This window comes from Agreia sp. VKM Ac-1783, assembly GCF_900177765.1.
In the GTDB taxonomy this organism is placed as follows: domain Bacteria; phylum Actinomycetota; class Actinomycetes; order Actinomycetales; family Microbacteriaceae; genus Agreia.
On sequence record NZ_FXWI01000003.1, the window covers coordinates 317,184 to 343,014 of the forward strand.

The window sequence follows — 25,831 nt, forward strand, 5'->3', positions numbered from 1 at the left end:
CATCTCTGTGAAAGCGGAAAAGCGTCGCGCGCCGGCGGGCATCCCCCCGCTGGCGCGCTACCTCGCCATCCGTCTGGGGGTGACGGCCCTGCTCATGCTGGGCGTCACCCTCGTGACCTTCATCCTCACCAACCTGGTGCCCGCCGACCCCGTGCAGGCGGCGCTTGGCGAGCAGGCTGCGGCGAACCCCGAGATCGTCAAGCAGTTCCGAGAGAACGCGGGTCTCGACAAGCCGCTGCCGGTGCAGTACTTCACCTATCTCGGCCACCTGTTTCAGGGCGATCTCGGTACCTCCACCCAGACCCGCACCTCCGTGGCGACCGAGCTGGGCAAGGCGTTTCCCGCCACGATCGAACTCGCGGTCGGCGCCATCCTGATCTCGGCCATCATCGGAATCGGCCTCGGTCTCTGGGCCGCTCTGCGCCAGCGCACCTTCGTCGACCAGATCATCCGCGTCGTGAGCCTCATCGGTCTCTCGGTTCCCGCGTTCTGGATGGCCCTGCTCGTGTACTTCATCTTCTTCTTCCAGCTCAAGCTGTTCCCGGGCTCGGGACGGCTCGACCCCGCAGCCATCGCCCCTCCGCATGTCACCGGTCTCTACACTGTCGACTCGTTGCTCGCCGGCCAGTGGGCCACGTTCGGTGACGCGGTGTACCACCTCGTGCTGCCCGCATCCGTGCTTGCTCTCTATACGATCGGTCTGCTCACACGCTTCTCGCGCTCCGCGATCCTCGAGGTTCTCGACGCCGACTACGTGCGAGGCGCCCGAGCCAAGGGGCTCACCGGTCGCACGGTCGTGCTCAAGTACGTGCTGCGTGGTGCCCTCGTGCCGATCATCACGGTGCTCGGTATCGCGTTCGGCTCACTGCTCAGTGGAACCGTGCTCGTCGAGAAGGTCTACTCGTGGCACGGCCTCGGCGAATACGCCTTCTCGTCGGCCACCAAGCTCGACCTTCCCGCCATCATGGGCGTCGGCCTCGTGGTGGGCATCGTCTACATCGGCCTGAACTTCATCGTCGACATCGCCTACGGCTTCATCGATCCGAGAGTGAGGGCCGCATGAGCCAGACCACAGCGCCCGCCCAGCCGGATGTTCTGGCGGTCGCCGCCCGACGCCGGATGCGGTTCCCGGTTGCGTTGCGCAACCCGCTCGCGATCACCGGAACAGCCATCATCGTGATCTGGCTGCTGCTCGCCCTGCTCGCGCCGATGATCAGCCCCGCCGACCCCCTCGCTCAAGACTTCGACCGGCTGCAGCCACCGAGTGCCGCACACCTGTTCGGAACCGACCAGCTCGGCCGTGACGTACTCTCGCGCGTTCTCGACGGCGCGCGCGTGTCGATCATCCTGCCTCTGCTTCTCGTCGTGTCGTCGCTGTTCGTGGGAACGATCGCGGGCTCGATCGCCGGCTACTTCGGCAAGGTCGCCGACGAGGTGATCATGCGCATCGCCGACCTGGTCTTCGCGTTCCCCACGATCATCCTCGCCATGGTCATCGCGGCATCGCTCGGCCCGAGCCTCACGAACGCGGTGATCGCCATGCTCATCGTGTCGTGGCCGGCGTACGCGCGTGTCACGCGTTCTCTCGTGGTCGTGGCCTCGCGGTCGGAGTACGTGGTGGCCGGCCGCCTGCTCGGCAACAGTCCTCTCACGTCGCTCGGCAAAGACATCCTGCCGAACATCATCGCGCCGGTCGTCGTGCTCGCCACCCTCGATGTCGGCACCGCCATCCTGCTGCTCGCGGGCCTGTCGTTCTTGGGCCTCGGCGCTGTTCCGCCGACTCCCGACTGGGGTGCGATGGTCTCCGACGGCGTGCAGAACTTCTCGTCGTGGTGGATCTCGGTCTTCCCGGGACTCGCCATCCTCACCGTCGTTCTGGCATTCAACTTCCTCGGCGATGCGCTGCGAGACGGTCTCGACCCGCGCACTGCCGACGCCGTGAAAGGACGAGCCCTGTGAGCGTGATCCCCGCGAGCCAGCCCGCGGCATCCGGCGGTCTCAGCATTCGCGACCTGACCCTCTCTATCGGTCGCGGCGACAAGGCCAAGCGCATCCTGCGCGGCATCTCCCTCGACATCCCGGCGGGCCAGATCACCGGCCTTGCGGGGGAGTCCGGGTCGGGCAAGACCATGACGGGCATGACCGTTCTCGGCCTGCAGCCCGCCCAGGCGACGGTCGGCGGAGTCATCGAGTTCGACGGGCGCAACCTGCTCGAGCTGCCCACGAAGAAGCTGAACACCCTGCGCGGCAACGACATCGCGATGGTGTTCCAAGACCCGACGTCGAGCCTGCACCCCATGCTCTCGATCGGATCGCAGCTCACCGACCACCTGCGCCAGCACACGGGCATGTCGAAGCGCGAGGCCCTCGAGCGCGCCCGCGTCGTGCTCGAGCAGGTCAAGGTGCCCGACCCTGCCGGCGCGCTGAAGAAGTACCCGCACCAGTTCTCGGGCGGGCAGCTGCAGCGGGTGGCCATCGCCTCGGCGATCATGTGCAGCCCGAGCGTGCTCATCGCCGACGAGCCCACGACGGCACTCGACGTCACCGTGCAGGCTGGAATCCTGCGCCTGCTGCGCGAACTGTGCGACGACCTCGGTCTGGCGATCCTCTTGGTGACGCACGATCTCGGTGTGATGAGCGCGCTCGCCGACACCATCGCCGTTATGCGCGAGGGCGAGATCGTGGAGCACGGAGACCGATTCCAGGTGATCACCGCTCCCCGCGACCCCTACACGAAGGCGCTCATCGACGCGCTGCCGCATGACGGTTCCGCGCCGACCGCCCCCGACTCGACCTCGACAGGAGACGCATCATGACGTCGTTGCTCGAACTCGACAGCGTCAAAGTCAGCTATCGCGTGGCGGGCAAGCCTCGTCTCGTAGCGGTGGATGACGTGAGCCTCTCGCTCGGCACCCGGCAGGTGCTGGGCCTGGTAGGCGAGTCCGGCTGCGGAAAGTCCACGCTCGCCCGTGCGATCTGCGGCCTCGAAGGCCTCGACAGCGGATCGATCACGTTCGACGGCACTCCGGTGACCCGCCTCGGCATGCGCACCCGCGACCGCAAGCTGCTGCGCATCCAGATGGTCTTTCAGAACCCGTACGCCTCGTTGAACCCGCGACGCACGATCGGCAAGCAGATCGAAGACGGCTTGAAGGTGAACCCCGACCGCTCGGCCTGGACGGTTCCCGACCTGCTCGCGCACGTCGAATTGGATGCGTCGGCCCGCACACGCTTTCCGCACCAGTTCTCGGGTGGGCAGCGCCAGCGCATCGCCATCGCCCGGGCGATCGCCTCGGGGCCGGATCTGCTCGTCGGTGACGAGCCCATCGCATCCCTCGACGCGTCTCTGCAGGCGCGGGTCGCGGGCCTCATGCGCAACCTCGCGCTCGAGACCGGTGCATCGCTGCTGTTCATCAGCCACGACCTGTCGGTGGTGCGGGTCATCGCCGACGACGTGGCCGTGATGAGTCGCGGCAAGATCGTGGAGCGCGGCGACGTGAACGAGGTGTGGTCGAACCCGCAGCAGCCGTACACGCAGCAGCTGCTGTCGGCGATTCCGAAGGTCGATGGCCTGGGAATCCTGCCCGGCTGACGCCGAGCGCGGGTGTTGTCGCCGAGCGCGGTGGCCGCACCAGCGCGCCCAGCGAGAACACCCGCGCTCGCGAAGCTCGACGATTTGTTGGGCGAGTCAGCACTATCTGTTGCGTCGAAGCGCTTCGCGTCGTACTCTGCTGAGAGCGCGTTCAGTATCGAAGCGCTTAAACAGCTCAAGCACATCCTCGAGACACCGGAGTCCGACAATGGCGACAATCACCGACGTGGCCCAGGCCGCGGGCGTGTCGATCTCCACAGTGTCGTACGCACTCTCGGGCAAGCGTTCCATCGCCGCCTCTACGCGTCAGCGCATCATGCGCGCCATCGACGAGCTCGAGTACGAGCCAAACGCCGGGGCCCGGATGCTTGCGGGCGCCCGCACGAACATCCTCGCTTTGAGCGCGCCCCTCGGCCCCGACGGGCACCTGCCGACACACATGCGCTTCGTGACGAGCGTGGTCGAGGCGGCTCGCGCCCACGACTACGACGTGCTGCTGCTCGCGACCGACGACGAGGTGTCTGGCATCCGCCGAGCCGCGTCGCGATCGCTGATCGACGGCGTCGTGGTCATGGGTGTCGCCACCACAGACGAGCGCGTGCCCCTGATTCGGCGCCTCGGCCTTCCGTCGGCATTCATCGGCATTCCGCCCGGCGTCGACGACATGTCGTGCATCGACCTCGACTTCGATCGGGCGGGGCGCGACGCGGTGGCGATGCTCGCCGAGGCTGGGCATACCTCGATCGGTGTGATCGGGCATCCCCACAGCTACGTCGACCGCGACACCAACTTCATCCGCCGCTTCACGCACGGCTTCGATGACGAGTGCCGCGCTCGCGGTGTACGCACGGCTACGCAGTGGCCGGAGATCGGGCGAACGGGAGGTCAACAGGCCTACGACCTGCTGCGCGAGCAGCTTCCCGACATGACGGCACTCGTCTTCCACTGCAACGAGCCGATCGTCGAGGGGGCGCTGCGTCGCATCAGCGAACTCGGCCTGTCGATTCCGGGAGACCTCTCGGTGCTCGCCGCGTGCGCGAGCTATGCGGCCGACGAGCTCGAGACGCCACTCAGCGCTATTCCCCTTCCCCTCGATGAGATGTGCCATTCGGCCGTCGAGAATGCACTGGCTCTGGTCGATGCGCTCGGTGACCCCCAGGTCACGCTCATTGCCCCGACGTTCCTTGACCGCGGCTCCATCGCGGCCCCCAGACCCACCGTTCACCAGGCCTGACAATCGATTCGAAGGGAGTTCTGCGCGCATTATCGAAGCGCTTCGACGGCAGTCGAAAGAAGTCGGGGATTAATCGAAGAGCGCCGATCCACAGCACCAGCACGACAGCACCATTGCCGGTTCCCCCGGTAACTCATCCCTACAAGGAGGTAGACACATGAAAATCAAACGCACACTCACGATGCTCGCGGCCGTGGTCGCCGCGGGCGCCCTGCTCTCGGGCTGCTCCACATCGGCTCCGGCAGAAGATGGCAAGACCCTCAAGCTGTGGCACTTCGAGAGCGAGGACAGCGCGATGGGCATCGCCTGGAACCAGGCGATCAAGACGTTCGAAGAGGAGACCGGCGCCAAGGTCGAATTCGAGCCCAAGAGCTTCGAGCAGATCCGCTCGACGGCCAGCCAGGTGCTCAACTCGAACGAGGCTCCCGACATCCTCGAGTACAACAAGGGCAACGCGACGGCCGGCCTGCTGGCCAGCCAGGGCCTGCTCACGCCCATCGACGACGCCGTCGACAAATACGGATGGGCCGACAAGCTCGCGCCATCGCTTCAGACGACGGCCCGTTACGACGACAAGGGCGTGATGGGATCGGGCTCCTGGTACGGCATTCCGAACTACGGCGAATACGTCGAGGTCTACTACAACAAAGACATGTTCGCGCAGTACGGCATCGCCGTTCCCACGACCTACGACGAGTTCGAGGCGGCTCTGCAGACGTTCGCCGACAACGGGGTGACCCCGCTGGCGGAAGCTGGCGCCGAGTATCCGATCGGCCAGCTCTGGTACCAGCTCGCGCTGTCGAAAGCGGATCGGTCGTTCGTCGACGACTACCAGCTGTACAAGAACCCGGTCGATTGGCAGGGAACCGAACTCAGCTATGCCAGCGACAAGCTCAAGGAGTACGTCGACAAGGGCTACATCTCGAAGGACACGACCGGCCTCAAGGCTGAAGACATGGGAACCTCGTTCATCTCGGGTAAGTACCCGATCATGGTCTCTGGTTCGTGGTGGTACGGCCGGATCATCAAGGAGGCGACCAGCTTCGACTGGGGAACCTTCCTCTTCCCCGGCTCGGAGATGGCTCCTGGCTCGAGCGGAAACCTGTGGGTCGTTCCCGAGAACGCCGCCAACAAAGACCTGGCGTACAAGTTCATCGACATCACGATGCGCCCCGAGATCCAGGCTCTCATCGGCAACAACGGAGGGGTGCCCGTCGCGGCGAACACCGAGGACATCACCGATCCGAAGAGCCAGGAGCTGATCGCCAACTTCAACACGCTCACCGAGCGCGACGGACTGGCGTTCTACCCCGACTGGCCCACCTCGACGTTCTACGACCAGATCGTCGCGGCGACCCAGGAGCTGATCAACGGATCGACCACGCCCGAAGAGATGAACACGCAACTCGGCGACGAGTACGAGTCCGGCGTGGCTGACATCACCGGCAAGTAGTTCGTCCACACCCCTCTCGACAGGCTCAGGGAGCGATTCGTTCCCTGAGCCCGTCGAAGGGCCCATTCCGAGACATCTCAGATCGCACGAAAGGCACCTTCCATGGCAACGCTGCCACCCGCCTCCGTCAGCGCACGGAAGCTCCGAGCCCCGGAGATGAGCCTGCTCCCCGGAGTGCGCAAGCGAGGATTCTGGCTCTATCTGATTCCCGGTCTCGTGCTGTTCACGATCATCATCCTCGTTCCGCTCATCTGGAACATCTACCTCAGCTTCACGTCGTATCGAGGCATCCGCCCGCCTGAATGGATCGGCCTCGACAACTGGATCAAGCTCATGGGCGACGACAAGTTCTGGGTATCGTTCCAGAACAGCGTCGCGATGATCGTCGCCATGGTGGTGGTGCCCACGCTGCTCGGCCTGGTGTTGGCCGCACTGCTCTTCGACCTGGTGGGCAAGAAGTTCGGCGGCAAGTTCGCCAGCTTCCTTCGCGCCACCTACTATCTTCCGCAGATTCTGCCCGTGGCCATCGCCGCCATCGTCATCGGCTGGATCCTGCGTCCCGAGAACGGCGCCCTCAACACGATTCTGGATGCCGTCGGCCTCGGTGCGTTGCAGCACAACTGGCTGGGCAGCCCAGACACCGCACTTCTCAGCGTGATGGTGGTGATGGTCTGGGTGCAGATCGGCTACCCCGTCGTGATCTTCATGGCAGCCCTGCAGCGTGTCGATCCAGAGCTGTACGAGGCGGCCGAGCTCGATGGCGCCAACTGGTTTCAGCGCTTCACGGCCATCACGGTCAGCATCATCCGGCCCGAGATCTATGTGGTGGTGCTCACCGCCACGATCGCGGCCCTCAAGGTGTTCGGCCCCATCTACGCGCTCACCCGCGGCGGTCCCGGCGACTCCACGATCGTGCCGAGCTACTACTCGTACAGCGAGTTCTTCCAAAGCCAGCAGGTGGGTTACGGAGCGACGATCGCCACGGCTCTGACCGTCGTGATCGTGGCGCTCACGATCATTTTCATCCTGGCCCAGAACCGCGCAGAACGCTTGGAGAACGAACGCTGATGACTGCCACCATGCAACGCCCTTCGACAAGCTCAGGGAACGGCGGCTCAGGCAACGGTCGCTCACGGAACGCCGTGCTCAAGCCGCACCGACAGAAGCCGCGGCGCACCGTCGGCGACTGGATTCTGTTGATCGCCGTCATCCTCGTGGCCGCCCTGGTCGCCGTGCCGTTTCTCATCATTCTGGTGAACTCGTTCAAGTCGCCGACGGACTACGCCAATGGCGGTCCCCTCAGTCTTCCGTCGAGCATCTACACCGATGGCATCGCCAACTTCTGGCAGCGGGTGAACTTTCCCGAGAAGCTGTGGAACAGCTTCTTCATCAGCGGAACGGTCGCCGTCTTCGCGGTCATCGTCTCGGTCTTCAACGCCTATGCCATCGGGATCGGTCGGGTGAAGGGCCGCGTCTGGGTGCTGGTGCTGTTCATGATCGCCAACACCCTGCCGCAGGAGGCGATGCTCTACCCGCTGTACTTCATGTTCAAGCAGGTCGGTCTCTACGACAACGTGTGGAGCGTCATCATCATCTTCACTGTCGTGCAGAGCGCTTTCGGCACCTATCTGCTGTCCGCCGTGTTCGGCACCTTCCCCAAGGAGATCATCGAGGCGGCGTCACTCGACGGCGCGAGCCGCTGGCAGATCCTGCGCCGGGTCGTGGTGCCCATCAGCCGGCCCACGCTCTCGGTCCTCCTGATCTTCTTCTTCATCTGGACCTGGAACGAGTTCCTGATTCCGCTCACCTTCCTCGTCTCGAACGCGAATCAGACGGTTCCGGTCGCCATCACCGCCCTTCAGGGCGACAGGCTCATGGATGTGACGACCACGAGTGCGTCTGCCCTGCTCGGTCTCATTCCGACACTCATCTTCTTCCTCATCTTCCAACGAACACTCACCCGCGGAATCACCGCCGGTTCGACCAAGTAATACCGAGTAAGGGCATCAATGAAGTTCACCGACGGTTTCTGGCAGCTGCGACCGGGAGTCACGCCGCTCTATGCGCAGGAGGCATACGACATCTGGCCGGAGGGCGAGAACGGCATCGTCGTGACCGCGCCGACCATGGTCATCGAGAAGCGGGGTGACGTGCTGAACCGCCCCGTGCTGACCGTGGAGCTGTCGTCACCGCTTCCGAACATCATCGGCGTGAAGGTCTCGCACTTCACCGGCGGTCGCGACGAGCTCGGCTTCGACCTCGTGGGTGCCGAACAGGGGCACGGCGTCGTCTCGATCACCGACGACCAGGGCGTGCTCACGTCGGGTGAACTCAGCGTCACGGTGCAGAAAGGGGCGCCATACGGGCTCGTCTTCGAGGCGGCAGGGCGCGTGCTCACCACGGCCGGTGCGAAGTCGACCGCGCATATGCAGGTGCGACCGGATGCGCAGCTGGATGGCGCGCCGGTCGGCAATGCGCGCGGGGGGACGGCACGCGCGTTCTCGGCGAACTACACCCTGCAGCAGCTCTCGCTCGGGGTCGGCGAGCTCGTCTACGGGCTCGGAGAACGCTTCGGACCTCTGGTGAAGAACGGCCAGACGGTCGACATCTGGAACGCCGATGGGGGAACGTCCAGCGAGCAGGCCTACAAGAACGTGCCGTTCTATCTCACCAATCGTGGATACGGCGTGCTCGTCAACCACCCCGGGCACGTCTCCTTCGAAGTCGGTTCCGAGGCGGTCGAGCGCGTGCAGTTCTCTGTCGCGGGCGAGAGCCTCGAGTACTTCATCATCCATGGAGAGACGCCCACCGACATCCTCGAGCGATACACGGCATTGACCGGCCGGCCGGCCCACGTGCCTGCCTGGTCGTTCGGCCTGTGGCTCTCGACCTCGTTCACGACCTCATACGACGAGGAGACGGTGACGTCGTTCATCGACGAGATGGCTGCGCGCGATCTCCCCGTGAGCGTCTTCCATTTCGACTGCTTCTGGATGCGCGAGTTCAACTGGTGCGACTTCGAATGGGATCCGCGAGTCTTCCCCGATCCCGACGGCATGCTGGCGCGCCTGCACGACAAAGATCTGCGCGTTTCGGTGTGGATCAACCCCTACATCGCGCAGCGTTCTCCGCTCTTCGCCGAGGCGAAGGAGGCGGGCTTCCTCGTGAAGCGCCCCGATGGATCGGTCTGGCAGTGGGACCTCTGGCAGGCGGGCATGGGCCTCGTGGACTTCACCAACCCCGATGCCTCCGCGTGGTTCACCGAGAAGCTGCGCGTGCTGCAACGTCAGGGGGTCGACGCGTTCAAGACCGACTTCGGCGAACGCATCCCGCTCGAGGTCGACTACTTCGACGGCTCGAGCCCGGAGCGCATGCACAACTACTACGCGCAGCTCTACAACAAGGCCGTGTTCGAGGCGCTCGAAGACGAGCGCGGGGTGGGGGATGCCGTGCTGTTCGCGCGGTCGGCGACGGTCGGCGGTCAGAGTCTTCCGGTGCACTGGGGCGGCGATTCCACGTCGAGCTACGAGTCGATGGCGGAGACGCTCCGCGGCGGACTGTCGCTCGCATTCAGCGGCTTCGGATTCTGGAGCCACGACATCGGCGGCTTCGAGGGCACCCCGGATTCCGGGGTCTTCAAGAGATGGACCGCGTTCGGTCTGCTGTCGAGCCACAGTCGCTTCCACGGGTCGAGTTCGCATCGGGTGCCGTGGATGTTCGACGAAGAAGCCGTCGAGGTCACTCGCTTCTTCACGAAGCTCAAGCTCGAGCTCATGCCGTACATCTACGCTGCAGGGCTCGAGGCCGGTCGTCACGGCACGCCGATCCTGCGTCCGATGGCCCTGGAGTTTCCGAACGACAGGGGCGCCGCCTACCTCGACACCCAGTACATGCTGGGGCACGACGTGCTCGTGGCGCCGGTGTTCTCCGAGTTCGGCGAGGTCGAGTTCTATCTGCCCGCCGGGCGCTGGACGAACTACTTCACGGGCGAGGTGGTGCAGGGCGGCGCATGGCGCACGGAGCGGCACGGCTTCATGTCGCTGCCTCTGTATGTTCGGGAGTCGGCGGTGCTGCCGATCGGGGCGCGTACGGACCGCCCCGACTACGACTATCTCGACGGACTCGAGCTGCGGGTCTATCCGGGGCCCGACGGCGAGACCGCCCTCACGGTGACGACGCCGGATGGCCGCGAGGCGAGCTTCACGGTGACGCGCTCGGCGGGCGAAGCCTCGGTCTCGACCGACGCGCCTGTGCAGGTGACGACGACCGTGCTGTGAGCCGCTCGCACTGGGCATCGCGCTCGGCCCGACGCGGCGACTCGGCGCACTAGCACCCAATATCGCGGCGGTGGATGCATGTGCGCCGACTCGATCAGACGCGTCAACCGACTCGACGCAGAAGCACCTTCCCGGGCCGCAGAGGGTGCTTCTGCGCCGAGTGGATGCGCGGCCGCTCGGGAACGGAGCAGCCCAGCGCGCCAACGCGGGTGTTCTCGCGCAGGGCGGTGGCGTGGCCACCGCGCCGCGCGAGAACACCCGCGCTCGGCGCATCTCGCCTCAGGGGCGGGGCGCCGCCTTCGTGGGCTCTACTCCCGTGAGGGCGTGCAGCGAGGCCGTCGACGGAACCGCGGGGTCGACGTTCGACGCTGTCGACGCCTCGGCCGGGGCATCGGTCGCGTGCGCATCCGGGTTCATGCTCTTCTCGTCGAACGGATCGTTGCCGCCCAGCACGTTGCGTACCTGGCCCTTGTCGACCTCGCCGGTCCACGTTCCGACGAGCAGCGTCGCCACCGCGTTTCCGGTGAAGTTGGTCACGGCGCGGGCCTCCGACATAAAGCGGTCGATGCCCACGATCACGCCGACGCCGTCGACGAGGTCGGGGCGGAAGGACTGCAGACCGCCCGCGAGAGTCGCGAGTCCGGCGCCAGTGACGCCCGCAGCGCCCTTCGACGCGACCATCATGAACAGCAGCAGCCCGATCTGCTCACCGATGGTCATCGGGGTGCCCATGGCGCTCGCGATGAAGAGCGACGCCATCGTGAGGTAGATCGCGGTGCCGTCGAGGTTGAACGAGTATCCGGTGGGAACCGTGATGCCGACGACGGGCTTCGAGACTCCGAGGTGCTCCATCTTGGCGATGAGGCGGGGCAGAGCAGCCTCCGACGACGAGGTTCCGACGATGAGCAGGTACTCGCGGGCCAGGTACTTCATGAGCGAGAAGATGTTCACGCCCGTGACGAGCTTGAGCAGGGTTCCGAGCACCACGATCACGAAGATCGCGCAGGTCACGTAGAAGCCGATCATCAGGGTGGCGAGTGCCACGACGGCACCCCATCCGGTCGAGCCGACCACACCGGCGATGGCGCCGAACGCGCCGAGCGGGGCGACCCACAGAACCATCGACAGGATGCGGAAGATCAGCGCCTGCAGCGACTTGATGGCACCGAGGATCGGGGCGCCCTTGTCGCCCATCTTCTGCAGCGCGAAGCCCACGAGCAGGGCGACGAACAGGGTCTGCAGGATGCTGCCGTCGACCAGTGACGAGAACAGCGACACGGGAATGATGCCGAGGAAGAAGTCCTGCGTCGACTCGGCCACGATGTTGCTCGTGTCGTAGCTCGCCGAGGAGATGTCGAGGCCCTCTCCCGGGTGCAACACGTTGCCCACGACGAGGCCGATCGCCAGCGCGAAGGTCGACATCACGATGAAGTAGCCGAGTGCGAGCCCGCCGACCTTGCCGACAGTCGCGGCCTTGGCGATCGAACCGACGCCGATCACGATGGTGCAGAAGATGATGGGGGCGATCATCATCTTGATGAGCCCCACGAACGCGGTGCCGATGGGCGCCAGGGTCTTCGCGAACTCGGGAACGACGAGTCCGACGATGATGCCCGCCACCACCGCCACGATCACCGCGATGTAGAGGTAGTGGTTCTTGTCGAGCTTCTTGCGAGCCTTGCGGCCCGATGTGGATGGAGCAGATGAGGTGCTCATGGAATGCCTGCCTTCGTGAGGGGCCGCCACAACACCGTGGCGACTCTGCCTGAACTACTGCGGTAATCCTGTGGGCTGCCGCTCGGTGTCCGACGCTTGTGTTCATACTGTTCGCGTCTGACCCGCGAAGCATTCGCCCTCGACGCGTGAGGCGCGTAGCGTATGTCGGCAGGGCGCAAGGGAGCATTCGATGAACGGTCGACGACGACGGGTCAGCATTGCCGCGCGGCTGTTCGTCGTGCAGGCCGTGTTCGTGATCGTGGCCGTGGGTCTCGCCGTGGCCCTTCTGGCCCTGGATGCCCGTGGCCGGGCCACCGCAGACGCGTCGGCCCGCAGCATGGTCACCGCCCAGGCCGTCGCCCACAATCCGTTCGTGATCGAGGCCGTGCAGCAGCCGAACCCCTCGAGCGTGCTGCAGCCCTACGCGGTGACCCTCATGGACGACACCGACGTGGACTTCATCACGGTGATGGCCCCCGATCGCACGCGCTATACCCATCGCGATCCGGAGGAGATCGGCAAGCCGTTCCTCGGCACGATCGCCCCGGCGCTCGCGGGAGAGTCATTCACCGAGACCTACACCGGCACCCTGGGGCCGTCTGTGCGCGCGGTCGCGCCCATCCGGGGCGACGATGGCAGCGTTGTCGCACTCGTCTCGGCCGGCATCACCCTCAGTCAGGTCGACGCCGCGTTCTGGCCGCGGGTGCATCTGCTGCTCGGCGCGGGCGCCGTCATGATCGCGGTGGGAGCTCTCGTCTCGTGGCTGTTCAGCCGCTATCTGCGGCGGGTCACAGCCGGTCGCGGCGCGGAGGAACTCGGCCAGGTGTTCGCCTACTATGAGTCGGTTCTGCACTCCGTGCGCGAGGGACTGGTGCTCGTCAACGCGCGCGGGGTTCTGGTGCTCTACAACGACCACGCGGCCGATCTGCTCGGCCTCGCAGCGGGCGGCCCCGAGCGGCCGGTCGATGAGCTCGATATCCCGGTCGCACTCAAGGCCCTGCTGCTGCAGGAAGAAGAGGCCCGCGACGAGGTCTTCGTGACCCGCGACCACGTTCTCGTCGTGAACCATCAGCCGGCCCTGCCGACCGAGGCGCAGCGCGGCGCGGGCCGCATCCGGTCGCTCGGCACCGTGACCACGTTGCGTGACCGCACCGAGCTGCTGCGGGTCACGGGTGAACTCGAGTCGATGCGAACCATGTCGGATGCGCTGCGCTCGCAGACCCACGAGTTCGCCAATCGTCTGCACACGATCGCGTCGCTGCTCGAACTCGGCCGCAGCGACGAGGCCCTGCGCTTCGCTGCCGACGAGCTCAACCTGAGCCAGCGTCTCGCCGATCGCGTGCTCGTGTCGATCGACGAACCCGTGATCGCCGCGCTCATGCTGGGCAAGGCGGCGCAGGCGCGCGAGCGCGGAGTGGCTCTCAAGCTCGAGACGCATCTCGACCCGGGAACCCAGGGCTTCGAGCCGGCCGACGTCGTGACGATTCTCGGCAATCTCGTCGACAACGCGCTCGACGCGGCCGCATCCGGAACCGCGCCGGGAACCGAGCCGTGGGTCGAGGTCTATCTCGGCCTGGGCGACGGCGAAGACGATCTGGTCGTGCAGGTCTCCGACTCGGGGCCGGGCATCGACTACGACGCGCGCGAGCGGGTCTTCGGCCGCGGGTACTCCACGAAAGAGACGGATGCCTTGGGCCGCGGCATCGGGCTGGCTCTCGTTCGGCAGACGGTCGCCCGCCTCGGCGGAACCATCGAGTTGAGCGAGCACGTTGGCGCGGTGTTCACGGTCACGCTGCCCATGACCGCGCGGGTCGACTCATGACCGGGGGATGGGCGTGATCCGGGTGCTGATCGTCGAAGACGAGGTGATCACGGCAGAGGCGCACGCTCTCTATGTGGCACGGCTCGACGGCTTCGAGGTGGGCGGGGTCGCGCACACGGGCGCCGAGGCCGTGCGGCTGTTGAAGGCATCGTTGGGCCAGGCGGGCGAGCGCATCGACCTGATTCTGCTCGACATGAATCTGCCCGACATCGACGGCCTCGAACTGTGCCGCCGCATCCGGGCCGGCGGCGTCGATGTCGATGTGATCGCGATCACGGCGGTGCGCTCGGCCGAGGTGGTGCGGGCATCCATCGCGGCCGGCATCGTGCAGTACCTGATCAAGCCGTTCACCTTCGGGGTGTTCACTGACAAGCTCACGAGCTATCGCGACTTCCGCACGCTGTTCGCCCAGTCTCCGACCGTCGCGAGCCAGAGAGATGTCGACGGCGCGTTCGCCGCGCTGCGCACCTCGAACGATCCGGGGCTGGGCAAGGGGCTGAGCCCGGAGACGCTCAGCGCGGTGTCGACCCTGCTGGCGGAATCAGATGGGGGAGTGTCTGCGCGTGAGCTCGCCGAGGAGATCCACGCGTCGCGGGTAACCGCTCGCCGCTACCTGGAGTACCTCGCCGACTCGGGGCGTGCCGACAGGGCGCCGCGTTACGGCACTCCGGGGCGCCCCGAGGTGGAGTACCGGTGGCGGGAGTGATGCCCTCGGCGCTGGTCTCGATACGGCCTGCGCAGTAATTCTGCGTTGGTCGAGTAGGTCGCCCAGCGACCATATCGAGACCAGCTACTCGCGGATCGTGGTCACCACGTCGACGATCGACGGAGCCGGTGGAGCCGACCCAAAGCCGAAGGTCACCGGCGGATGAAGCGGCGTCATCGTGCCCAGGCTCTCTGCTCCTCGGGTCACGACCGCGTCGTCGAGCGCGCGAATGAGCGTCACCCCGTAGAACTCCTGCCGCCCGTTTCCCGCGGATCCGGCTGTGTGAACGCCTGCGACGAGTCGACTCGCCACGGGATCGATGACCCTCAGCCAGGCGGGGTGCGTCGCCACCAATGACGGAACGACCCGCAACAGCCGGCCGAGCGTCGAGAGGCCGCCCACGCGCATCCGAACCGACAGGTCGCCTGCGGACACGGCGAGGCCGCCCTCGACGCGCCTGGTCGTGACGGGCACCACGCGAACCTCGTCGAATGAGTAGGTCGATGAGACGAACTCCGCGATCTCGTCGCTGGGCGCGAGCAAGGTGCGGTGTCCGGCGGAATCCTCGAGCATCACGTCGGCGAATGCGCCGAGCGGCGACTCGGCCCAGATTCCGATGACGATGCGCGTGCCGGAGGAGGTGCCGAAGCCGGCGATGCGACCAGAGAAACGGTGTTCGGTGACCATCGGGCCAGCATAAGCCGCGAGCGTGTACTTAACTCATGAGGAGAGTTCGGTCGCGTGGATAGTGTTGTCGGCGGTCCTCTCCTCCTGAATTGGTCACGGCACGGCGTGTGCGCGACGCCACTCGTCTGAGCTGAGCGCCTCGCGCAGTCGCTCGTGGGTTCCGCGGATGTGCTCGGCGATCAGCGCTGCGGCCAGGTCGGCATCGCGCGCACGAACGGCGGCGAGGATGCGGAGGTGCTCGTCGCGCGCGTGCTCGCGCGAATCGGCAGAGCTGGCCTCGAGCCAGCGCGTGCGCTCGAGACGGCGCAGCGACGACGCGACCGCCGTGCTGAAGAACGGATTGCCCGCGAGCTGGGCCAGCCGCGAGTGGAAGTCGCCGCCTGCCTGCACGCTGTCGCCTGCCCGCATACTGTCGCCCGCGGCGTTCGCCTCGGCCATCGAGGTGAGCTCGTCGGCCAATGCGTCGAGGTCGTCGTCGGATGCGCGCTGCACGGCCAGCCGCACCGCCGCGGTCTCTACCGCCTCGCGATATTCGGCGAGCTGGCCGATCTCGCCGAGGTCGATCGGCGCGACGGCGAAGCTGCGGCCGTCGCGGCGCACCAGGCCCTCGGCCTCGAGACGAACGAGCGCGGCCCGCACGGGTGTTCTGGATGCCTCGAATCGCGTCTCGAGGCCTCGCTCGGCGAGGCTCTGTCCGGGCAGCAGCTCGAGGGTGAGGATCGAGGTGCGGAGCCGCTCGTACAGCTGCGTCGTCTGGGTTCTTCGCTCGGTGTCGTCTGTCATGTCTGGGCCCATCTAAACGGGAAGTGGTTCGACTTGCTTGGTATACCGTAATGGTATACCAATTAACGTGCGTGCTCGTGAAGCCGCACGAAGGAGCATCCCATGACATCGACCGTTTCGATGCGCGCACCCGGCGCCGCAGGCATCCACCCCCGAGCCTGGCTGAATCTCGCTCTCGGTGTCAGCGCCCAGACCGCGGGAACGGTCTTCGTCAACACCCCCGCCTTCCTCATTCTGCTGCTGCACACACAGCGTGGACTCACGCTCGCCGAGGCGGGCCTGTTGGCGGCGACGCCCACCGTGGGCATGGTGCTCACCCTGTTCGCGTGGGGCGCGCTCGTCGACCGCATCGGAGAGCGCTGGGTCATTGCCGTCGGCCTCGCGCTCACGGCCCTGGCCGCGTTCGCGGCGATGACGGTCGACGGCTACGTCGCCATCGGAGCCTTCCTGCTCGTCGGCGGAATGGCTTCGGCGAGCACCAACTCGGCGAGCGGCTCACTGGTCGTGCGCTGGTTTCCGAGCAACCGCCGGGGGCTCGCCATGGGCATTCGTCAGATGGCGGTTCCCCTCGGAGTGACGATCGCGGCCGTGTCGGTTCCCGTGGCCGCGGAGAGCGGAGGGGTTCCGTCGGCGCTGCTCGTTCCCGGGCTGATTGCAGCGGTCATCGCGCTGGCCTGCGCGCTGGGCATTCGCACCGCGCCGCCGGAGGCTGCGGATGCGCGTCCGGCATCCACCTCGCCGTCCGCGGCAGCCAGTGGCGAGGCCGCGGCAGGCGGGGTCGCGCGCGCCGCCAATCCCTACCGGGGCAGCGCCTTTCTGTGGCGCATCCATGCGGTGTCGGTTCTGCTCGTGGTGCCACAGTTCACCGTCTCGACATTCGGCCTGGTCTGGCTGGTCACCGAGCTCGGTTGGGAGCCGCTCGCCGCCGGGGTGCTCGTGGGTGCCGCACAGTTCGTGGGTGCGATCGGGCGCATTCTCGTGGGTGTGTGGAGCGACAGGCTGGGCAGTCGCGTTCGCCCGCTGCGCTGGGTCGCCCTGTCTGCGGCGGTCGTGATGCTGCTGCTCGCGCTGACAGATGCAGCATCGTGGGGTGCGGCCGCCGTGGTCTTCGTCATCGCCACCGTGGTGGTGGTCGCTGACAATGGACTCGCCTTCACCTCGGTGGCCGAGACCGCGGGACCGGCCTGGAGCGGGCGCGCGCTCGGCGTGCAGAACACGGGCCAGTATGTGGCGGCGTCGATCGTAGGCCCGGCCGTCGGAGCGCTCATCGGACTCGTCGGCTATCCGCTCGCCTTTGTCGCCGTGGCAGCGTTCCCCGCCGCGGCGATCGCCCTCGTGCCCCGGATCAGCGAGGAACGCGACCGCTTCTGAGTCGACGGGGCAGCCGGAGTCGGCGCTGGGCGAGCAGGATGCCCAGGAAGACGAGGACCGCGCCCAGAGGTTCGTTCCACGAGAGCGTCTCGCCCAGAACCAGGATGCCGAGGGCGACTCCCACGATCGGTGTCAGATAGGTGACGGTGGAGGTCGCGGTGGGACCCCAGGTGAGGAGGACGTTGATGTTCCAGAGGTAGGCGACGCCTGTGCCCATGATGCCGAGCACGAGCAGACTTGCGACGATCTCGGGGGTGAGCTGCACGGCCCCGATGGCGACGACCGGCGTGAGCACCAGCATGATCGCGCCGCCGAGGCCGATCTGCAGAAAAGCGGTGGTGACGCCCGACACGCCTCGGCCCGTGATGAAGCGTCGCAGATAGCTGAACGTGAATCCGTAGCATACGGCCGAGCCGAGACACGCGAGCTGTCCGGCGAGTTCTGTCACCGGCGAGCCGGCGGCGGCGGCCGTGGACACGAAGCGCCAGGGGCCGATGATCACGATCACTCCGGCGATGCCCACCGCGACGCCCAGAATCTGCGCCCGCGACAGCTTCTCGACGCGGAACACCAGGGTCGCCATGAGCGCGGTCGTGATCGGGGTGACGGCGTTGTAGATGCTGGCGAGTCCGCTCGACACGTATTGCTCGGCCCAGGCGAACAGCAGGTATGGCAGCACCGAGCCGGAGATGGCCACGACCACGAAGTGGCCCCAGACCTTCGGCGAGCGCGGTAGCGAGCTGCGGGTGATCAGCATCACGATGCCGAGCGCCAGGCCGCCGAGCACCAGTCGGGTCCACGCGACCTGCCCGAAAGAGGTGCCTTCGAGGGCCACCTTCATAAAGAGAAAGCTCGCACCCCACACGATTCCCATGGCAGCGAATTGGATGCCGGCCGAGAGGTTCGTCGTGCCCTCGGCGGTGCGGTGCGTGGTGCTCATTCACTCACGGTAGCGGCAGATGGGCACTGACTCTGGCGGGATTTCGACCTCGCAGTGACGGACGAGCGCGGGAGTTCCCGTCGGCCGCGGTGGCTGGACCACCGCGACAGACGAGAACTCCCGCGCTCGGCGGGTACTGCTCTAGATGACCGGCGACTCGGTGTCGGTCGAGGGCGGGGTGGCCGTCGCCGTGGCCGGGCGACCGGCGCTGACCGTGCCGACTCCGGCGCCGCTGCCGGTTGCTGCGGACTTGGCGGCGAGGCCTCCTCCGATGCCGGCGAGCAGTGCACTGAGGTCGAGGCCCGTGGCCTGCTTGATGACCTCGGGCAGCTCGGTCATGTTCTGCGCCACCGACTTCGTGAGCGCGCTCGCTCCGTCGGTCGAGATGATCGAGATGTTGTCGACGTTCGACAGCGGCTCGGCCATGCGGCGGGCGACCTCGGGCATCGCGTCGATTGCGCGGGATGCGAGCGCCTCACGACTCAGCAGGTTCTGCGCCTCGGCGAGCGCCTTGACCGCGGCGGCCTCGGCCTCACCCTTGGCGCGGGTGGCGGCTGCGTTTGCGTTACCGAGGGCGGTGATCGACTCGGCCTCGTTGACGGCCGCAGTGCGTGCCGCCTCTGCCGTCTGCTGGCGACGGTAGACATCGACGTCGACGGATGCCTTCTCGGTGTCGCGATCGGCCTGGGCCTTCTGCACCGCGGCGTAGGCGGCGGCCTCGGCCGGCTGGCGAACCTCGATGTTGAGGCGCTGCTCGGCGACCTTTGCCTGCTCGGCTACGGCCTCGCGCTCCTTGCCGGCCACGAAGGTCGCCTGCTCGGCACGCGCCAACTCACCCGCGGCGTCTGCCTCGGCATTCGCTCGCTCGGTGTCGGCCTTGATCGCAGCGACGCGCAGGTCGAGCTCGCGCTGACGCTCGGCGGTGAGCTGCTCGTTCTCGATGCGCGACAGGGCCGCGGCGCGCACGGTCTCTGCCTCGCGCACCTCGGCGATCTGACGGGCCTGGGCGGCCTCGGCGCGACCGCGGTCGGCGAGGTAGGTCGATCCCGGTGTCTCGATCTCGCGGATGTTCAGGGTCTCGATCTGAAGACCCAGCTCGGCGAGCTCGCCCTTGGTCTCGGTGACGGCATCCTGCGCCAGCTGTGCGAAGCTCTTGACCAGTTCGTCGACCGCGCGGCCACCGATGAGTCCACGCAGCGAACCTTCGAGCGACTGCTGCACGATCTCGGGAAGCTTCGCCTGCTGCAGCAGGTAGCGCTGGGCGGCGCGACGCACACCGTCTTCGCTGCCGGTGACCTTGAAGTTGACCGTGGCCTTCACCGAGGTGCGAATGAAGTTGCTGTCGATCGCGGTCACATCGACCGAGGTCTGGTACTGCTCGAGCGAGAGCTTGAAGCCCTCCTGGAAGATCGGCCAGATGAACGTGCGTCCACCGATGATGACCTTCTGCGGCGAGGTGATTCCTTCTGCTGCGCCCTTCGCGGCGCCACGGCCGACGACGATGAGCGCCTGGTTCGGCGGAACCCTGCGGATGCGGCTGGCGATGAAGCCGAGCAACGCCACGATGATGACGATGACGACGACCACCGCGACGATGGACGTGTTGGTGCTGATGAAGTCCATGTACTGGGCTTCCTCTCTGTAGGGGACTGTGGTTCTAGGAGGCGGTGCTGTCTTCGACGATCGGCTCCACCTTGACCCGGTAGCCGTCTTCTTCGACGACCCGGATGCGCGTCTGCGCCGCTATGGCAGCGTCGCTGATGGCGGGTCGCCTTTCGAGTTCGCGCACGTCGTCGAGCCGCACTTCACCGCCTGCGGGGCCGGTGCTCACGGTCGTGAATCCGACGAGGCCCACCGGGGAGTAGTGCCCGCCGCTCTCTTGCTTGGCGATATGGCTGACGAACAGCTGGATGGCGACGAGTGCCACGAGCGCGAGGCCCACGGCGATGACGTAGGTGAGCCACGTGGGGAGATCGTTCGAGACCGTGATGACTCCGGCCACGCCGAAGATCGCCAACGCCGCTCCGATCGCGATGCCGGAGACGAGGCCATCACCGATTCCGACCAGATCGAGCAGATCACCGATGATGATGCTCGAGAGCAGGAGAAGCAGGCCGATCGCGCCGACGATGAGAAACGGGAGCATGCGGCACCTTTCGTGTCGTAGCTCTTCTAGCATGCCCTACTCGGGGGTGGGCCTGCCAGGTCGTTCGCTGCTCAGTCGTAGACCCGAACCAGCGACCACTCTCTGTCGGACACCGACCAGACCACGTCGAAGACGAAGCTCACGCCGAGCTCGTTGGTCGCCTGGAACCGCCACCCGCGGATCATGGGTGGGTGCGTGACTCGAGACCAGGCGAGATCTTCGAGAGGTGTGGGCATATCGGACACGCGCCATCGCCGACCGTTCCAGACCATGCGTGAGGGCACGTCGTCGTCGACCCATAGAGTGACCGCTTCGGCCGTATACGAGATGCTCATCTGCTCCACTCTTTCGAATATATGTTCGAGTAAAGTCGAGCATACGCATCCGGTCACGACACGCCAAAGACATGTTTATTTCCCATTCACACGAGCTTTGTCAAGTCCCAGAAAGCGGCTTCTGAATTTTCCCTACAGTTATGCGGGCCCGCCTTTCGGGGCGCCCGCATTAAGAAAAGAGCAATGGGAAAACTGATTTACGCTCGATCCGAACTCGAGATCGACATCGCCGACCGGGCGCTGCTGCACCTTCAACTCGTCATCGGGGCCAAGCTACGCAGGGGCGAAAGTTTCTTCTTCTCGTGGAAAGAAGATGTATCGGTGGGAAGCGGTCGATCGAGCATCTGGCTGACTCCGGCACTGCCTCTCTACTTTCGCTTCCTCGAATCCAATCTCGGGCCGATCAATCGTGAGTGGTTGGAGCTCTTGGCCGCCTCCGCGAACAGCGGGCAGGGGCTCGTCTACACCGAGGAGCCAGGCGTTCCCCCCACATGGAAACCGCGTGGCTACGTCTAGGCGGATTGTCTCTCTCTGCGAAGTCGCTTACTAGGCCTATTGCATCGGGCGCTTCGCGTCGTACCCTATGCACGTCAACAAGCAACGGGAGCGATCAGATGGACGACGCAGAGGAGCACGACGAGAACCCGCCCTCGCCTGCGCGGGTGCGTCGGTCGATGAACTCGAAGGCTCTCCCTTACGGAACCGAAGAGATGTCGGGCTTTTTCTCTGACGAGTGGGACTCCGGTTGGGAGATCAACCACACGGTCGTGCCGCCTCGCTGATCAGCCCTCTGCGGGGCCTGACGTCGCACGCAGTCCGCTGGAACCCAGAAGGCCGTCGACATCCACCCGGATGACGACCCGCATCGGATTGACCCGCGGCTGCCGATACCTGACCGCGTACCGGGCCACGGCATCCGCAACGGCCTCGGGCTCGCGCTCGATTCGAGCCGGCCCCGAGAGGGTGAGCCACCGGATGCCGTCGACCTGGCTCACGGTGGCGTGACCCGCGCGTTCGATGTTTCGCACCTTCTGAGTGCCGTCGCCGGTGATGATGCGCAGCACGCCGTCGGCATACGTGAATCCCACGGGCACCGAATGGATGCGGCCGCTCGGCGAGATGGTCGACAGGATGGCGAGGTGCCGTTCGGTGACGAACTGCTGGCCCTCGGCGGTCAGGGCGGCTGATGTGCTCATGATCCACAGGCTACGTCAGGTGAGACCGGATGCCTGACGGGCATACTGAGCGGGTGGACGATCAGCGGCGAACAGTGTTCCAGACCAGTCTCATGAGTGCGCTCCTCGACGGCGTCTACGACGGCGACCTGACGGTGCGTGAGCTGCTCGAACACGGCGACTTCGGGCTGGGAACATTCAACGCGCTCGACGGCGAGATGCTGGTGCTCGACGGAGTGTGTCACCGGCTGCGCGCCGACGGATCGGTGGAACGGGCATCCGACGACGATCTCACGCCCTTCGCCGTGGTGATGCCCTTCGAACCGGTCACCGGCTTCGACGTCACCGCGCGCATGTCCCGTGCAGACGTGGTGGCACGCATCATCGAGCTCGAGGATTCGCAGAACTACCTGTTCGCGGTGCGGGTGCACGGCCGCTTCGAATCCGTGACGACGCGCACGGTCAGGCGCCAGGAGAAGCCGTACCCGCCGATGCGCGAGGCCGTCAAAGACGAGGCGATCGTCACCTTCTCATCGATCTCGGGAACGGTCGCCGGCTTCCGCACTCCGTTGTACGAGCGGGGGATCGGCGTTCCCGGAGGGCACGTGCACTTCATCGACGACGAGTTGTCGACGGGCGGGCACGTGCTCGACTTCGTGCTCGAGCGCGGCCGGGTCGACATCTGCAAGGGCAGCGATCTGCAGCTGAGGTTGCCGCTCAGCACGTCGTTCGGAGAGGCCGACCTCGACCCCGACGATCTCGACGATCAGGTGCGCAACGCAGAGAACCGCTCGCCTCGCTCGTAACAGGTACCGCTGCGGACTAAAGGTACCGGCGCACCGGTACCTCTTGTCTGCAACGGGGACAACTGCTGTCAGGGGTCGCCTGCTGTCAGGGGCCGCCGCGCCAGTGGTCGATGCGGTGGTTGTCGGGAGTGAAGCCGTGGGCCACTCCCCAGAGAACCGCCTGGGTTCGGCTCGTTGCACCGATCTTGCGGTAGATGCTGCGGATGTAGCTCTTGACGGTGTTGGGGCTCAGGTAGGTGAGTCGGGCCACCTCTGCGTTGCTCTTGCCCTGGGTGATCAGGGCGAGGATCTCGGATTCGCGGTCGGCGATGCCCTCGTTGCGGCCCGGCCAGTCGAGACCGGATGCCGGGCTCGCGCGACGGGGCGGATCGCTGACCACGGTCTCGCCGGCGTGGATGCGCTCGAGCGACGCCACGAGCTCGCGAGCCGGCAGTGTCTTCGAGAGGTAGCCGTGGACTCCCTGTTGTTGTGCACCGGCGACGAGGTCGGGGTGGAAGTTCCAGGTGTACATCACGACCTTGCCCGCTCGCGGGTTTGCCACAAGTGCGCTGATCTCGTCGTGGTCCGACTCCGGCTGAGCGAAGGAGTCGTACATCACGATGTCGACGGTGTCGCTGAGCCCGGTCGTCGCGTCGATCTCCGAGACCATGACGCGGTCGGAGTAGGAGTCGAACATGTGCGCGAGCCCGACCAGCACCACGTCGTAATCGTCGACGAGCGCAACCGTGAGTGGTCGGGTCTTCGTCGATTGCATGGGTAGAACTTACACCCCTAGGGGTGTGTTCTGCCGCCCCGGTTACTGATTGATTGGGATGACCGTCCGGCACCGGGCGGCGACACCGTGCATTCACAACGCACTTCACCTGAAGAGGTCATCATCATGCTCGGACTCATCATCAGCATTCTCGTCGTCGGCATCATCGCCGGCGCCGTCGCCCGTCTCGTCGTGCCCGGCAAGCAGAACCTGTCGATCGGAATGACGATCGTGCTCGGAGTCGTCGGCTCTTTCGTCGGCGGGTTCCTCGGCTTCCTGATCTTCGGCGCCGACGCCCAGGAGGGCTTCTTCCAGCCCGCCGGCATCATCGGATCGATCATCGGCGCCATCATCGTGCTGATCATCTGGATTCAGGTGCGCGGCCGCGGTGCTGCCCGCCGCTAAGTACTTCGTCACAAAAAAGCCCGCCGGACAGTGCGTCCGGCGGGCTTTTCTTCTATGCGGTGTGAGAGCGGATGACGGGAATCGAACCCCACGACGCGCAGCGTTGTGCGTTGCCCGTGACGACGGCCCACATCGTTAGGGCGGCCTGTGAGAGCGGATGACGGGAATCGAACCCGCGCTATCAGCTTGGGAAGCTGAAGTTCTACCATTGAACTACATCCGCGTGGCCTGCAATCGAGCCGCAGGCATCCATAGCCTAACCGACGATCTGCGGCGCGGCACGACCTCTTCAGAGTCGTGCCATCTCGACCACGATGTCGTCGACGGCCTTGTCGTGCCAGCCGCGCAACTGCCTCGTCGGGTCCCAGAAGACGGATGCGTAGGGCAGCCACGCGGTGAGCGCGGTGCCGATCGAGAAGGCCGCGAGGATCAGCTCGCGCAGCAGCGCCCGGCCGAATCCGATGGGGCCTGGCGACGAGAATCCGGTTACCTCGATGCGCATGACGCGCTTGCCGGGGGAGGCACCGCGGGTGCCGACCATCCAGGCCACGACGAGGAACCAGGCCAGGCTCACCGCACCGACTCCGACGAAGGCCAGGGCGACGACGAGTCCACCCGCATCCGGCATCGATGAGGCCGAGGCGGCCGCCGGCCAGACGAAGAGCAGCGCGGCCGTGGTCGTGAGCAGAATCGCGATGGCCCTGTCGATAAGAAACGCCCCCGCGCGACGACCGATCGGAGCCGGCGTTCTGCCCGTAGGCATCGTGGGAAGCGGCCGCCATCCGGGATCGCCCGGCGGGCGAGCGATCGATTCAGCCGGGGTGGCGGCTGCAGCGAAGGGCGGCGCAGGGGCGCGGCCCACGGTCTGTTCCACGGTCGCCTCGGTGGGGGCCGACCCCGGATGCGCCGGGTCGGGCGCCCAGTCGAACACCGGCACGGCCGCGGGTCGGGCGGGCGGCTCCGCCAGCGTCGGCGGCATCGAGACGACGAGACCGGCGTCGGCGACGGCCACCGGCACCGGCGCGGTGAACCCGGGTGCGACGGACTCGCCCCGGGGCTCCGTCACCGGCTCGGGTGCCGGTCCGGCGTCTGACAGTGAGAACTCGACCGGCTCGGGGCGGGGGTCGTCTGCGACCGCTCCGAAGCGGTCGGCGAGCTGAGTATCGACGATCTCGCCGAGCAGCTCGAGCAGATCGACGAGGTGCTCCTGCACCACAGGGTCGCTGCTGGCGACCGCGATCGACATGCCCCGCGCATCCGATTCGCCTTCGCCAACAGGGCCGACGGCGCCCGGAGCGTTGCCGATGACGCGCATGCAGGTGGCCCAGAGCTCTTCGACTGTACTGACCGTGAGCTGGTCGACGATCTCGCGCCCGATACGCACACGGGCGTCATTGCCGAGTCGATCGAGCAACGGGGGCCACGCCGAGCGCTGCGATTCGTCGCCGAGCTCGGGGTAGCGCCCCGCACGGATCTCGCTCAGAACGACATTCTGCACGCTCGTCAGCAGGGCCGCCCAGAGCGGGTCGGAGTCGAGCCCCTCGAGCTCGGAGGGAAGCGTCGACCGTGCGGAGAGCGCCCGGGAGAAGGGATCGACGGCATCCATTCGACCACCATAGTGCGAGCGAT

General features: G+C 66.2%; 26 protein-coding genes and 1 tRNA gene. 16 read left to right on the forward strand and 11 right to left on the reverse strand.

Annotated features, from left to right (window positions below; all coding sequences use genetic code 11):
- Positions 1-7: 7 nt before the first annotated feature.
- From CCK87_RS11185 to yicI, 9 genes are all read left to right on the forward strand, one after another.
- On the forward strand, positions 8-1,063 hold the full coding sequence (locus CCK87_RS11185) for an ABC transporter permease (protein WP_249273853.1): 1,056 nt from the start codon (positions 8-10) through the stop codon (positions 1,061-1,063).
- Positions 1,060-1,959, forward strand: a complete 900-nt coding sequence (locus CCK87_RS11190) for an ABC transporter permease (protein WP_170927252.1) — start codon at positions 1,060-1,062, stop codon at positions 1,957-1,959. Before CCK87_RS11185 ends, CCK87_RS11190 begins: the two co-directional genes overlap by 4 nt.
- Positions 1,956-2,816 carry an ABC transporter ATP-binding protein gene (locus CCK87_RS11195; protein ID WP_249273854.1) on the forward strand — a complete coding sequence of 287 codons (861 nt, stop codon included), beginning with the start codon at positions 1,956-1,958 and terminating at the stop codon, positions 2,814-2,816. Before CCK87_RS11190 ends, CCK87_RS11195 begins: the two co-directional genes overlap by 4 nt.
- Positions 2,813-3,592, forward strand: a complete 780-nt coding sequence (locus CCK87_RS11200; protein WP_086461520.1) for an ABC transporter ATP-binding protein — start codon at positions 2,813-2,815, stop codon at positions 3,590-3,592. Before CCK87_RS11195 ends, CCK87_RS11200 begins: the two co-directional genes overlap by 4 nt.
- A 208-nt stretch (positions 3,593-3,800) precedes the next feature.
- Entirely contained in the window at positions 3,801-4,826 is a 1,026-nt protein-coding gene (locus CCK87_RS11205; RefSeq protein WP_170927253.1) for a LacI family DNA-binding transcriptional regulator, read from the forward strand.
- A 157-nt stretch (positions 4,827-4,983) separates the two neighbouring features.
- Positions 4,984-6,279 (forward strand): extracellular solute-binding protein, encoded by a 1,296-nt coding sequence (locus CCK87_RS11210; RefSeq protein ID WP_086461522.1) that lies wholly within the window; start codon positions 4,984-4,986, stop codon positions 6,277-6,279.
- Positions 6,280-6,435: 156 nt separating this feature from the next.
- The gene (locus CCK87_RS11215; RefSeq protein WP_249273901.1) at positions 6,436-7,347 is read left to right on the forward strand and encodes a sugar ABC transporter permease; all 912 of its coding nucleotides are present in this window, start codon (positions 6,436-6,438) and stop codon (positions 7,345-7,347) included.
- Entirely contained in the window at positions 7,347-8,270 is a 924-nt protein-coding gene (locus tag CCK87_RS11220; RefSeq protein ID WP_086461524.1) for a carbohydrate ABC transporter permease, read from the forward strand. The genes CCK87_RS11215 and CCK87_RS11220 overlap by 1 nt, the downstream gene beginning before the upstream one ends.
- Positions 8,271-8,288: 18 nt before the next feature.
- A complete protein-coding gene (gene yicI, locus CCK87_RS11225; RefSeq protein ID WP_086461525.1) occupies positions 8,289-10,556 on the forward strand; it encodes an alpha-xylosidase in 2,268 nt (755 codons plus the stop codon).
- 279 nt (positions 10,557-10,835) lie between these two features.
- On the opposite strand, the gene CCK87_RS11230 is transcribed toward yicI, so the two are convergent.
- A complete protein-coding gene (locus CCK87_RS11230) occupies positions 10,836-12,272 on the reverse strand; it encodes a cation:dicarboxylase symporter family transporter (RefSeq protein WP_086461526.1) in 1,437 nt (478 codons plus the stop codon).
- Positions 12,273-12,462: 190 nt separating this feature from the next.
- Between CCK87_RS11230 and CCK87_RS11235 the strand changes: the two genes are divergently transcribed.
- Positions 12,463-14,094 carry a sensor histidine kinase gene (locus CCK87_RS11235; RefSeq protein ID WP_086461527.1) on the forward strand — a complete coding sequence of 544 codons (1,632 nt, stop codon included), beginning with the start codon at positions 12,463-12,465 and terminating at the stop codon, positions 14,092-14,094.
- Positions 14,095-14,101: 7 nt separating this feature from the next.
- Positions 14,102-14,800, forward strand: a complete 699-nt coding sequence (locus CCK87_RS11240) for a response regulator (protein ID WP_086461528.1) — start codon at positions 14,102-14,104, stop codon at positions 14,798-14,800.
- Between the two features lie 84 nt (positions 14,801-14,884).
- On the opposite strand, the gene CCK87_RS11245 is transcribed toward CCK87_RS11240, so the two are convergent.
- Complete coding sequence (locus CCK87_RS11245) at positions 14,885-15,487, reverse strand: hypothetical protein (RefSeq protein WP_086461529.1); 603 nt, start codon at positions 15,485-15,487, stop codon at positions 14,885-14,887.
- Between the two features lie 93 nt (positions 15,488-15,580).
- Positions 15,581-16,270: a GntR family transcriptional regulator gene (locus tag CCK87_RS11250; RefSeq protein WP_086461530.1), complete on the reverse strand. Its 690-nt coding sequence runs from the start codon at positions 16,268-16,270 to the stop codon at positions 15,581-15,583.
- A 102-nt stretch (positions 16,271-16,372) separates the two neighbouring features.
- Here CCK87_RS11250 and CCK87_RS11255 point away from each other — a divergent pair, with 102 nt between their 5' ends.
- Complete coding sequence (locus CCK87_RS11255; protein WP_249273855.1) at positions 16,373-17,641, forward strand: MFS transporter; 1,269 nt, start codon at positions 16,373-16,375, stop codon at positions 17,639-17,641.
- On the opposite strand, the gene CCK87_RS11260 is transcribed toward CCK87_RS11255, so the two are convergent.
- The 4 genes from CCK87_RS11260 to CCK87_RS11275 all read right to left on the reverse strand — a co-directional run bounded on the left by CCK87_RS11260 (position 17,616) and on the right by CCK87_RS11275 (position 21,062).
- The gene (locus tag CCK87_RS11260; protein ID WP_249273856.1) at positions 17,616-18,581 is read right to left on the reverse strand and encodes a DMT family transporter; all 966 of its coding nucleotides are present in this window, start codon (positions 18,579-18,581) and stop codon (positions 17,616-17,618) included. The two genes, CCK87_RS11255 and CCK87_RS11260, sit on opposite strands and share 26 nt — an antisense overlap.
- Positions 18,582-18,722: 141 nt before the next feature.
- Entirely contained in the window at positions 18,723-20,204 is a 1,482-nt protein-coding gene (locus tag CCK87_RS11265; protein WP_086461531.1) for a flotillin family protein, read from the reverse strand.
- 34 nt (positions 20,205-20,238) lie between these two features.
- On the reverse strand, positions 20,239-20,727 hold the full coding sequence (locus tag CCK87_RS11270) for a hypothetical protein (protein WP_086461532.1): 489 nt from the start codon (positions 20,725-20,727) through the stop codon (positions 20,239-20,241).
- 71 nt (positions 20,728-20,798) lie between these two features.
- A complete protein-coding gene (locus CCK87_RS11275; protein ID WP_086462006.1) occupies positions 20,799-21,062 on the reverse strand; it encodes a hypothetical protein in 264 nt (87 codons plus the stop codon).
- Between the two features lie 183 nt (positions 21,063-21,245).
- On the opposite strand from CCK87_RS11275, the gene CCK87_RS11280 reads away from it, so the two are divergent.
- Positions 21,246-21,578 carry a hypothetical protein gene (locus CCK87_RS11280; RefSeq protein WP_086461533.1) on the forward strand — a complete coding sequence of 111 codons (333 nt, stop codon included), beginning with the start codon at positions 21,246-21,248 and terminating at the stop codon, positions 21,576-21,578.
- 98 nt (positions 21,579-21,676) lie between these two features.
- Complete coding sequence (locus CCK87_RS18275) at positions 21,677-21,844, forward strand: hypothetical protein (protein WP_170927254.1); 168 nt, start codon at positions 21,677-21,679, stop codon at positions 21,842-21,844.
- Here CCK87_RS18275 and CCK87_RS11285 read toward each other — a convergent pair whose 3' ends face one another.
- Positions 21,845-22,258, reverse strand: coding sequence for a PPOX class F420-dependent oxidoreductase (locus tag CCK87_RS11285; RefSeq protein WP_086461534.1), 414 nt, complete (start codon positions 22,256-22,258; stop codon positions 21,845-21,847).
- A 29-nt stretch (positions 22,259-22,287) separates the two neighbouring features.
- Between CCK87_RS11285 and budA the strand changes: the two genes are divergently transcribed.
- A complete protein-coding gene (gene budA, locus CCK87_RS11290; RefSeq protein WP_086461535.1) occupies positions 22,288-23,043 on the forward strand; it encodes an acetolactate decarboxylase in 756 nt (251 codons plus the stop codon).
- 85 nt (positions 23,044-23,128) lie between these two features.
- Here the strand turns inward: budA and CCK87_RS11295 are convergent, their stop codons facing one another.
- Positions 23,129-23,797, reverse strand: a complete 669-nt coding sequence (locus CCK87_RS11295) for a response regulator transcription factor (RefSeq protein ID WP_086461536.1) — start codon at positions 23,795-23,797, stop codon at positions 23,129-23,131.
- 126 nt (positions 23,798-23,923) lie between these two features.
- On the opposite strand from CCK87_RS11295, the gene CCK87_RS11300 reads away from it, so the two are divergent.
- Complete coding sequence (locus CCK87_RS11300) at positions 23,924-24,202, forward strand: GlsB/YeaQ/YmgE family stress response membrane protein (protein ID WP_055778962.1); 279 nt, start codon at positions 23,924-23,926, stop codon at positions 24,200-24,202.
- Positions 24,203-24,354: 152 nt separating this feature from the next.
- On the opposite strand, the gene CCK87_RS11305 is transcribed toward CCK87_RS11300, so the two are convergent.
- Positions 24,355-24,425, reverse strand: a tRNA-Gly gene (locus CCK87_RS11305).
- Positions 24,426-24,491: 66 nt separating this feature from the next.
- A complete protein-coding gene (locus CCK87_RS11310; protein WP_086461537.1) occupies positions 24,492-25,808 on the reverse strand; it encodes an RDD family protein in 1,317 nt (438 codons plus the stop codon).
- Positions 25,809-25,831: the final 23 nt, after the last annotated feature.

Excerpts from the sequence above, each read along its gene's own strand:
- CCK87_RS11190 (WP_170927252.1), top strand. The coding sequence starts at position 1,060 with ATGAGCCAGACCACAGCGCCCGCCCAGCCGGATGTTCTGGCGGTCGCC.
- CCK87_RS11200 (WP_086461520.1), top strand. The coding sequence starts at position 2,813 with ATGACGTCGTTGCTCGAACTCGACAGCGTCAAAGTCAGCTATCGCGTG.
- CCK87_RS11205 (WP_170927253.1), top strand. The coding sequence starts at position 3,801 with ATGGCGACAATCACCGACGTGGCCCAGGCCGCGGGCGTGTCGATCTCC.
- CCK87_RS11210 (WP_086461522.1), top strand. The coding sequence starts at position 4,984 with ATGAAAATCAAACGCACACTCACGATGCTCGCGGCCGTGGTCGCCGCG.
- CCK87_RS11215 (WP_249273901.1), top strand. The coding sequence starts at position 6,436 with ATGAGCCTGCTCCCCGGAGTGCGCAAGCGAGGATTCTGGCTCTATCTG.
- CCK87_RS11220 (WP_086461524.1), top strand. The coding sequence starts at position 7,347 with ATGACTGCCACCATGCAACGCCCTTCGACAAGCTCAGGGAACGGCGGC.
- yicI (WP_086461525.1), top strand. The coding sequence starts at position 8,289 with ATGAAGTTCACCGACGGTTTCTGGCAGCTGCGACCGGGAGTCACGCCG.
- CCK87_RS11230 (WP_086461526.1), bottom strand. The coding sequence starts at position 12,272 with ATGAGCACCTCATCTGCTCCATCCACATCGGGCCGCAAGGCTCGCAAG.
- CCK87_RS11235 (WP_086461527.1), top strand. The coding sequence starts at position 12,463 with ATGAACGGTCGACGACGACGGGTCAGCATTGCCGCGCGGCTGTTCGTC.
- CCK87_RS11240 (WP_086461528.1), top strand. The coding sequence starts at position 14,102 with ATGGGCGTGATCCGGGTGCTGATCGTCGAAGACGAGGTGATCACGGCA.
- CCK87_RS11245 (WP_086461529.1), bottom strand. The coding sequence starts at position 15,487 with ATGGTCACCGAACACCGTTTCTCTGGTCGCATCGCCGGCTTCGGCACC.
- CCK87_RS11250 (WP_086461530.1), bottom strand. The coding sequence starts at position 16,270 with ATGACAGACGACACCGAGCGAAGAACCCAGACGACGCAGCTGTACGAG.
- CCK87_RS11255 (WP_249273855.1), top strand. The coding sequence starts at position 16,373 with ATGACATCGACCGTTTCGATGCGCGCACCCGGCGCCGCAGGCATCCAC.
- CCK87_RS11260 (WP_249273856.1), bottom strand. The coding sequence starts at position 18,581 with ATGAGCACCACGCACCGCACCGCCGAGGGCACGACGAACCTCTCGGCC.
- CCK87_RS11265 (WP_086461531.1), bottom strand. The coding sequence starts at position 20,204 with ATGGACTTCATCAGCACCAACACGTCCATCGTCGCGGTGGTCGTCGTC.
- CCK87_RS11270 (WP_086461532.1), bottom strand. The coding sequence starts at position 20,727 with ATGCTCCCGTTTCTCATCGTCGGCGCGATCGGCCTGCTTCTCCTGCTC.
- CCK87_RS11275 (WP_086462006.1), bottom strand. The coding sequence starts at position 21,062 with ATGAGCATCTCGTATACGGCCGAAGCGGTCACTCTATGGGTCGACGAC.
- CCK87_RS11280 (WP_086461533.1), top strand. The coding sequence starts at position 21,246 with ATGGGAAAACTGATTTACGCTCGATCCGAACTCGAGATCGACATCGCC.
- CCK87_RS18275 (WP_170927254.1), top strand. The coding sequence starts at position 21,677 with ATGGACGACGCAGAGGAGCACGACGAGAACCCGCCCTCGCCTGCGCGG.
- CCK87_RS11285 (WP_086461534.1), bottom strand. The coding sequence starts at position 22,258 with ATGAGCACATCAGCCGCCCTGACCGCCGAGGGCCAGCAGTTCGTCACC.
- budA (WP_086461535.1), top strand. The coding sequence starts at position 22,288 with ATGCCTGACGGGCATACTGAGCGGGTGGACGATCAGCGGCGAACAGTG.
- CCK87_RS11295 (WP_086461536.1), bottom strand. The coding sequence starts at position 23,797 with ATGCAATCGACGAAGACCCGACCACTCACGGTTGCGCTCGTCGACGAT.
- CCK87_RS11300 (WP_055778962.1), top strand. The coding sequence starts at position 23,924 with ATGCTCGGACTCATCATCAGCATTCTCGTCGTCGGCATCATCGCCGGC.
- CCK87_RS11310 (WP_086461537.1), bottom strand. The coding sequence starts at position 25,808 with ATGGATGCCGTCGATCCCTTCTCCCGGGCGCTCTCCGCACGGTCGACG.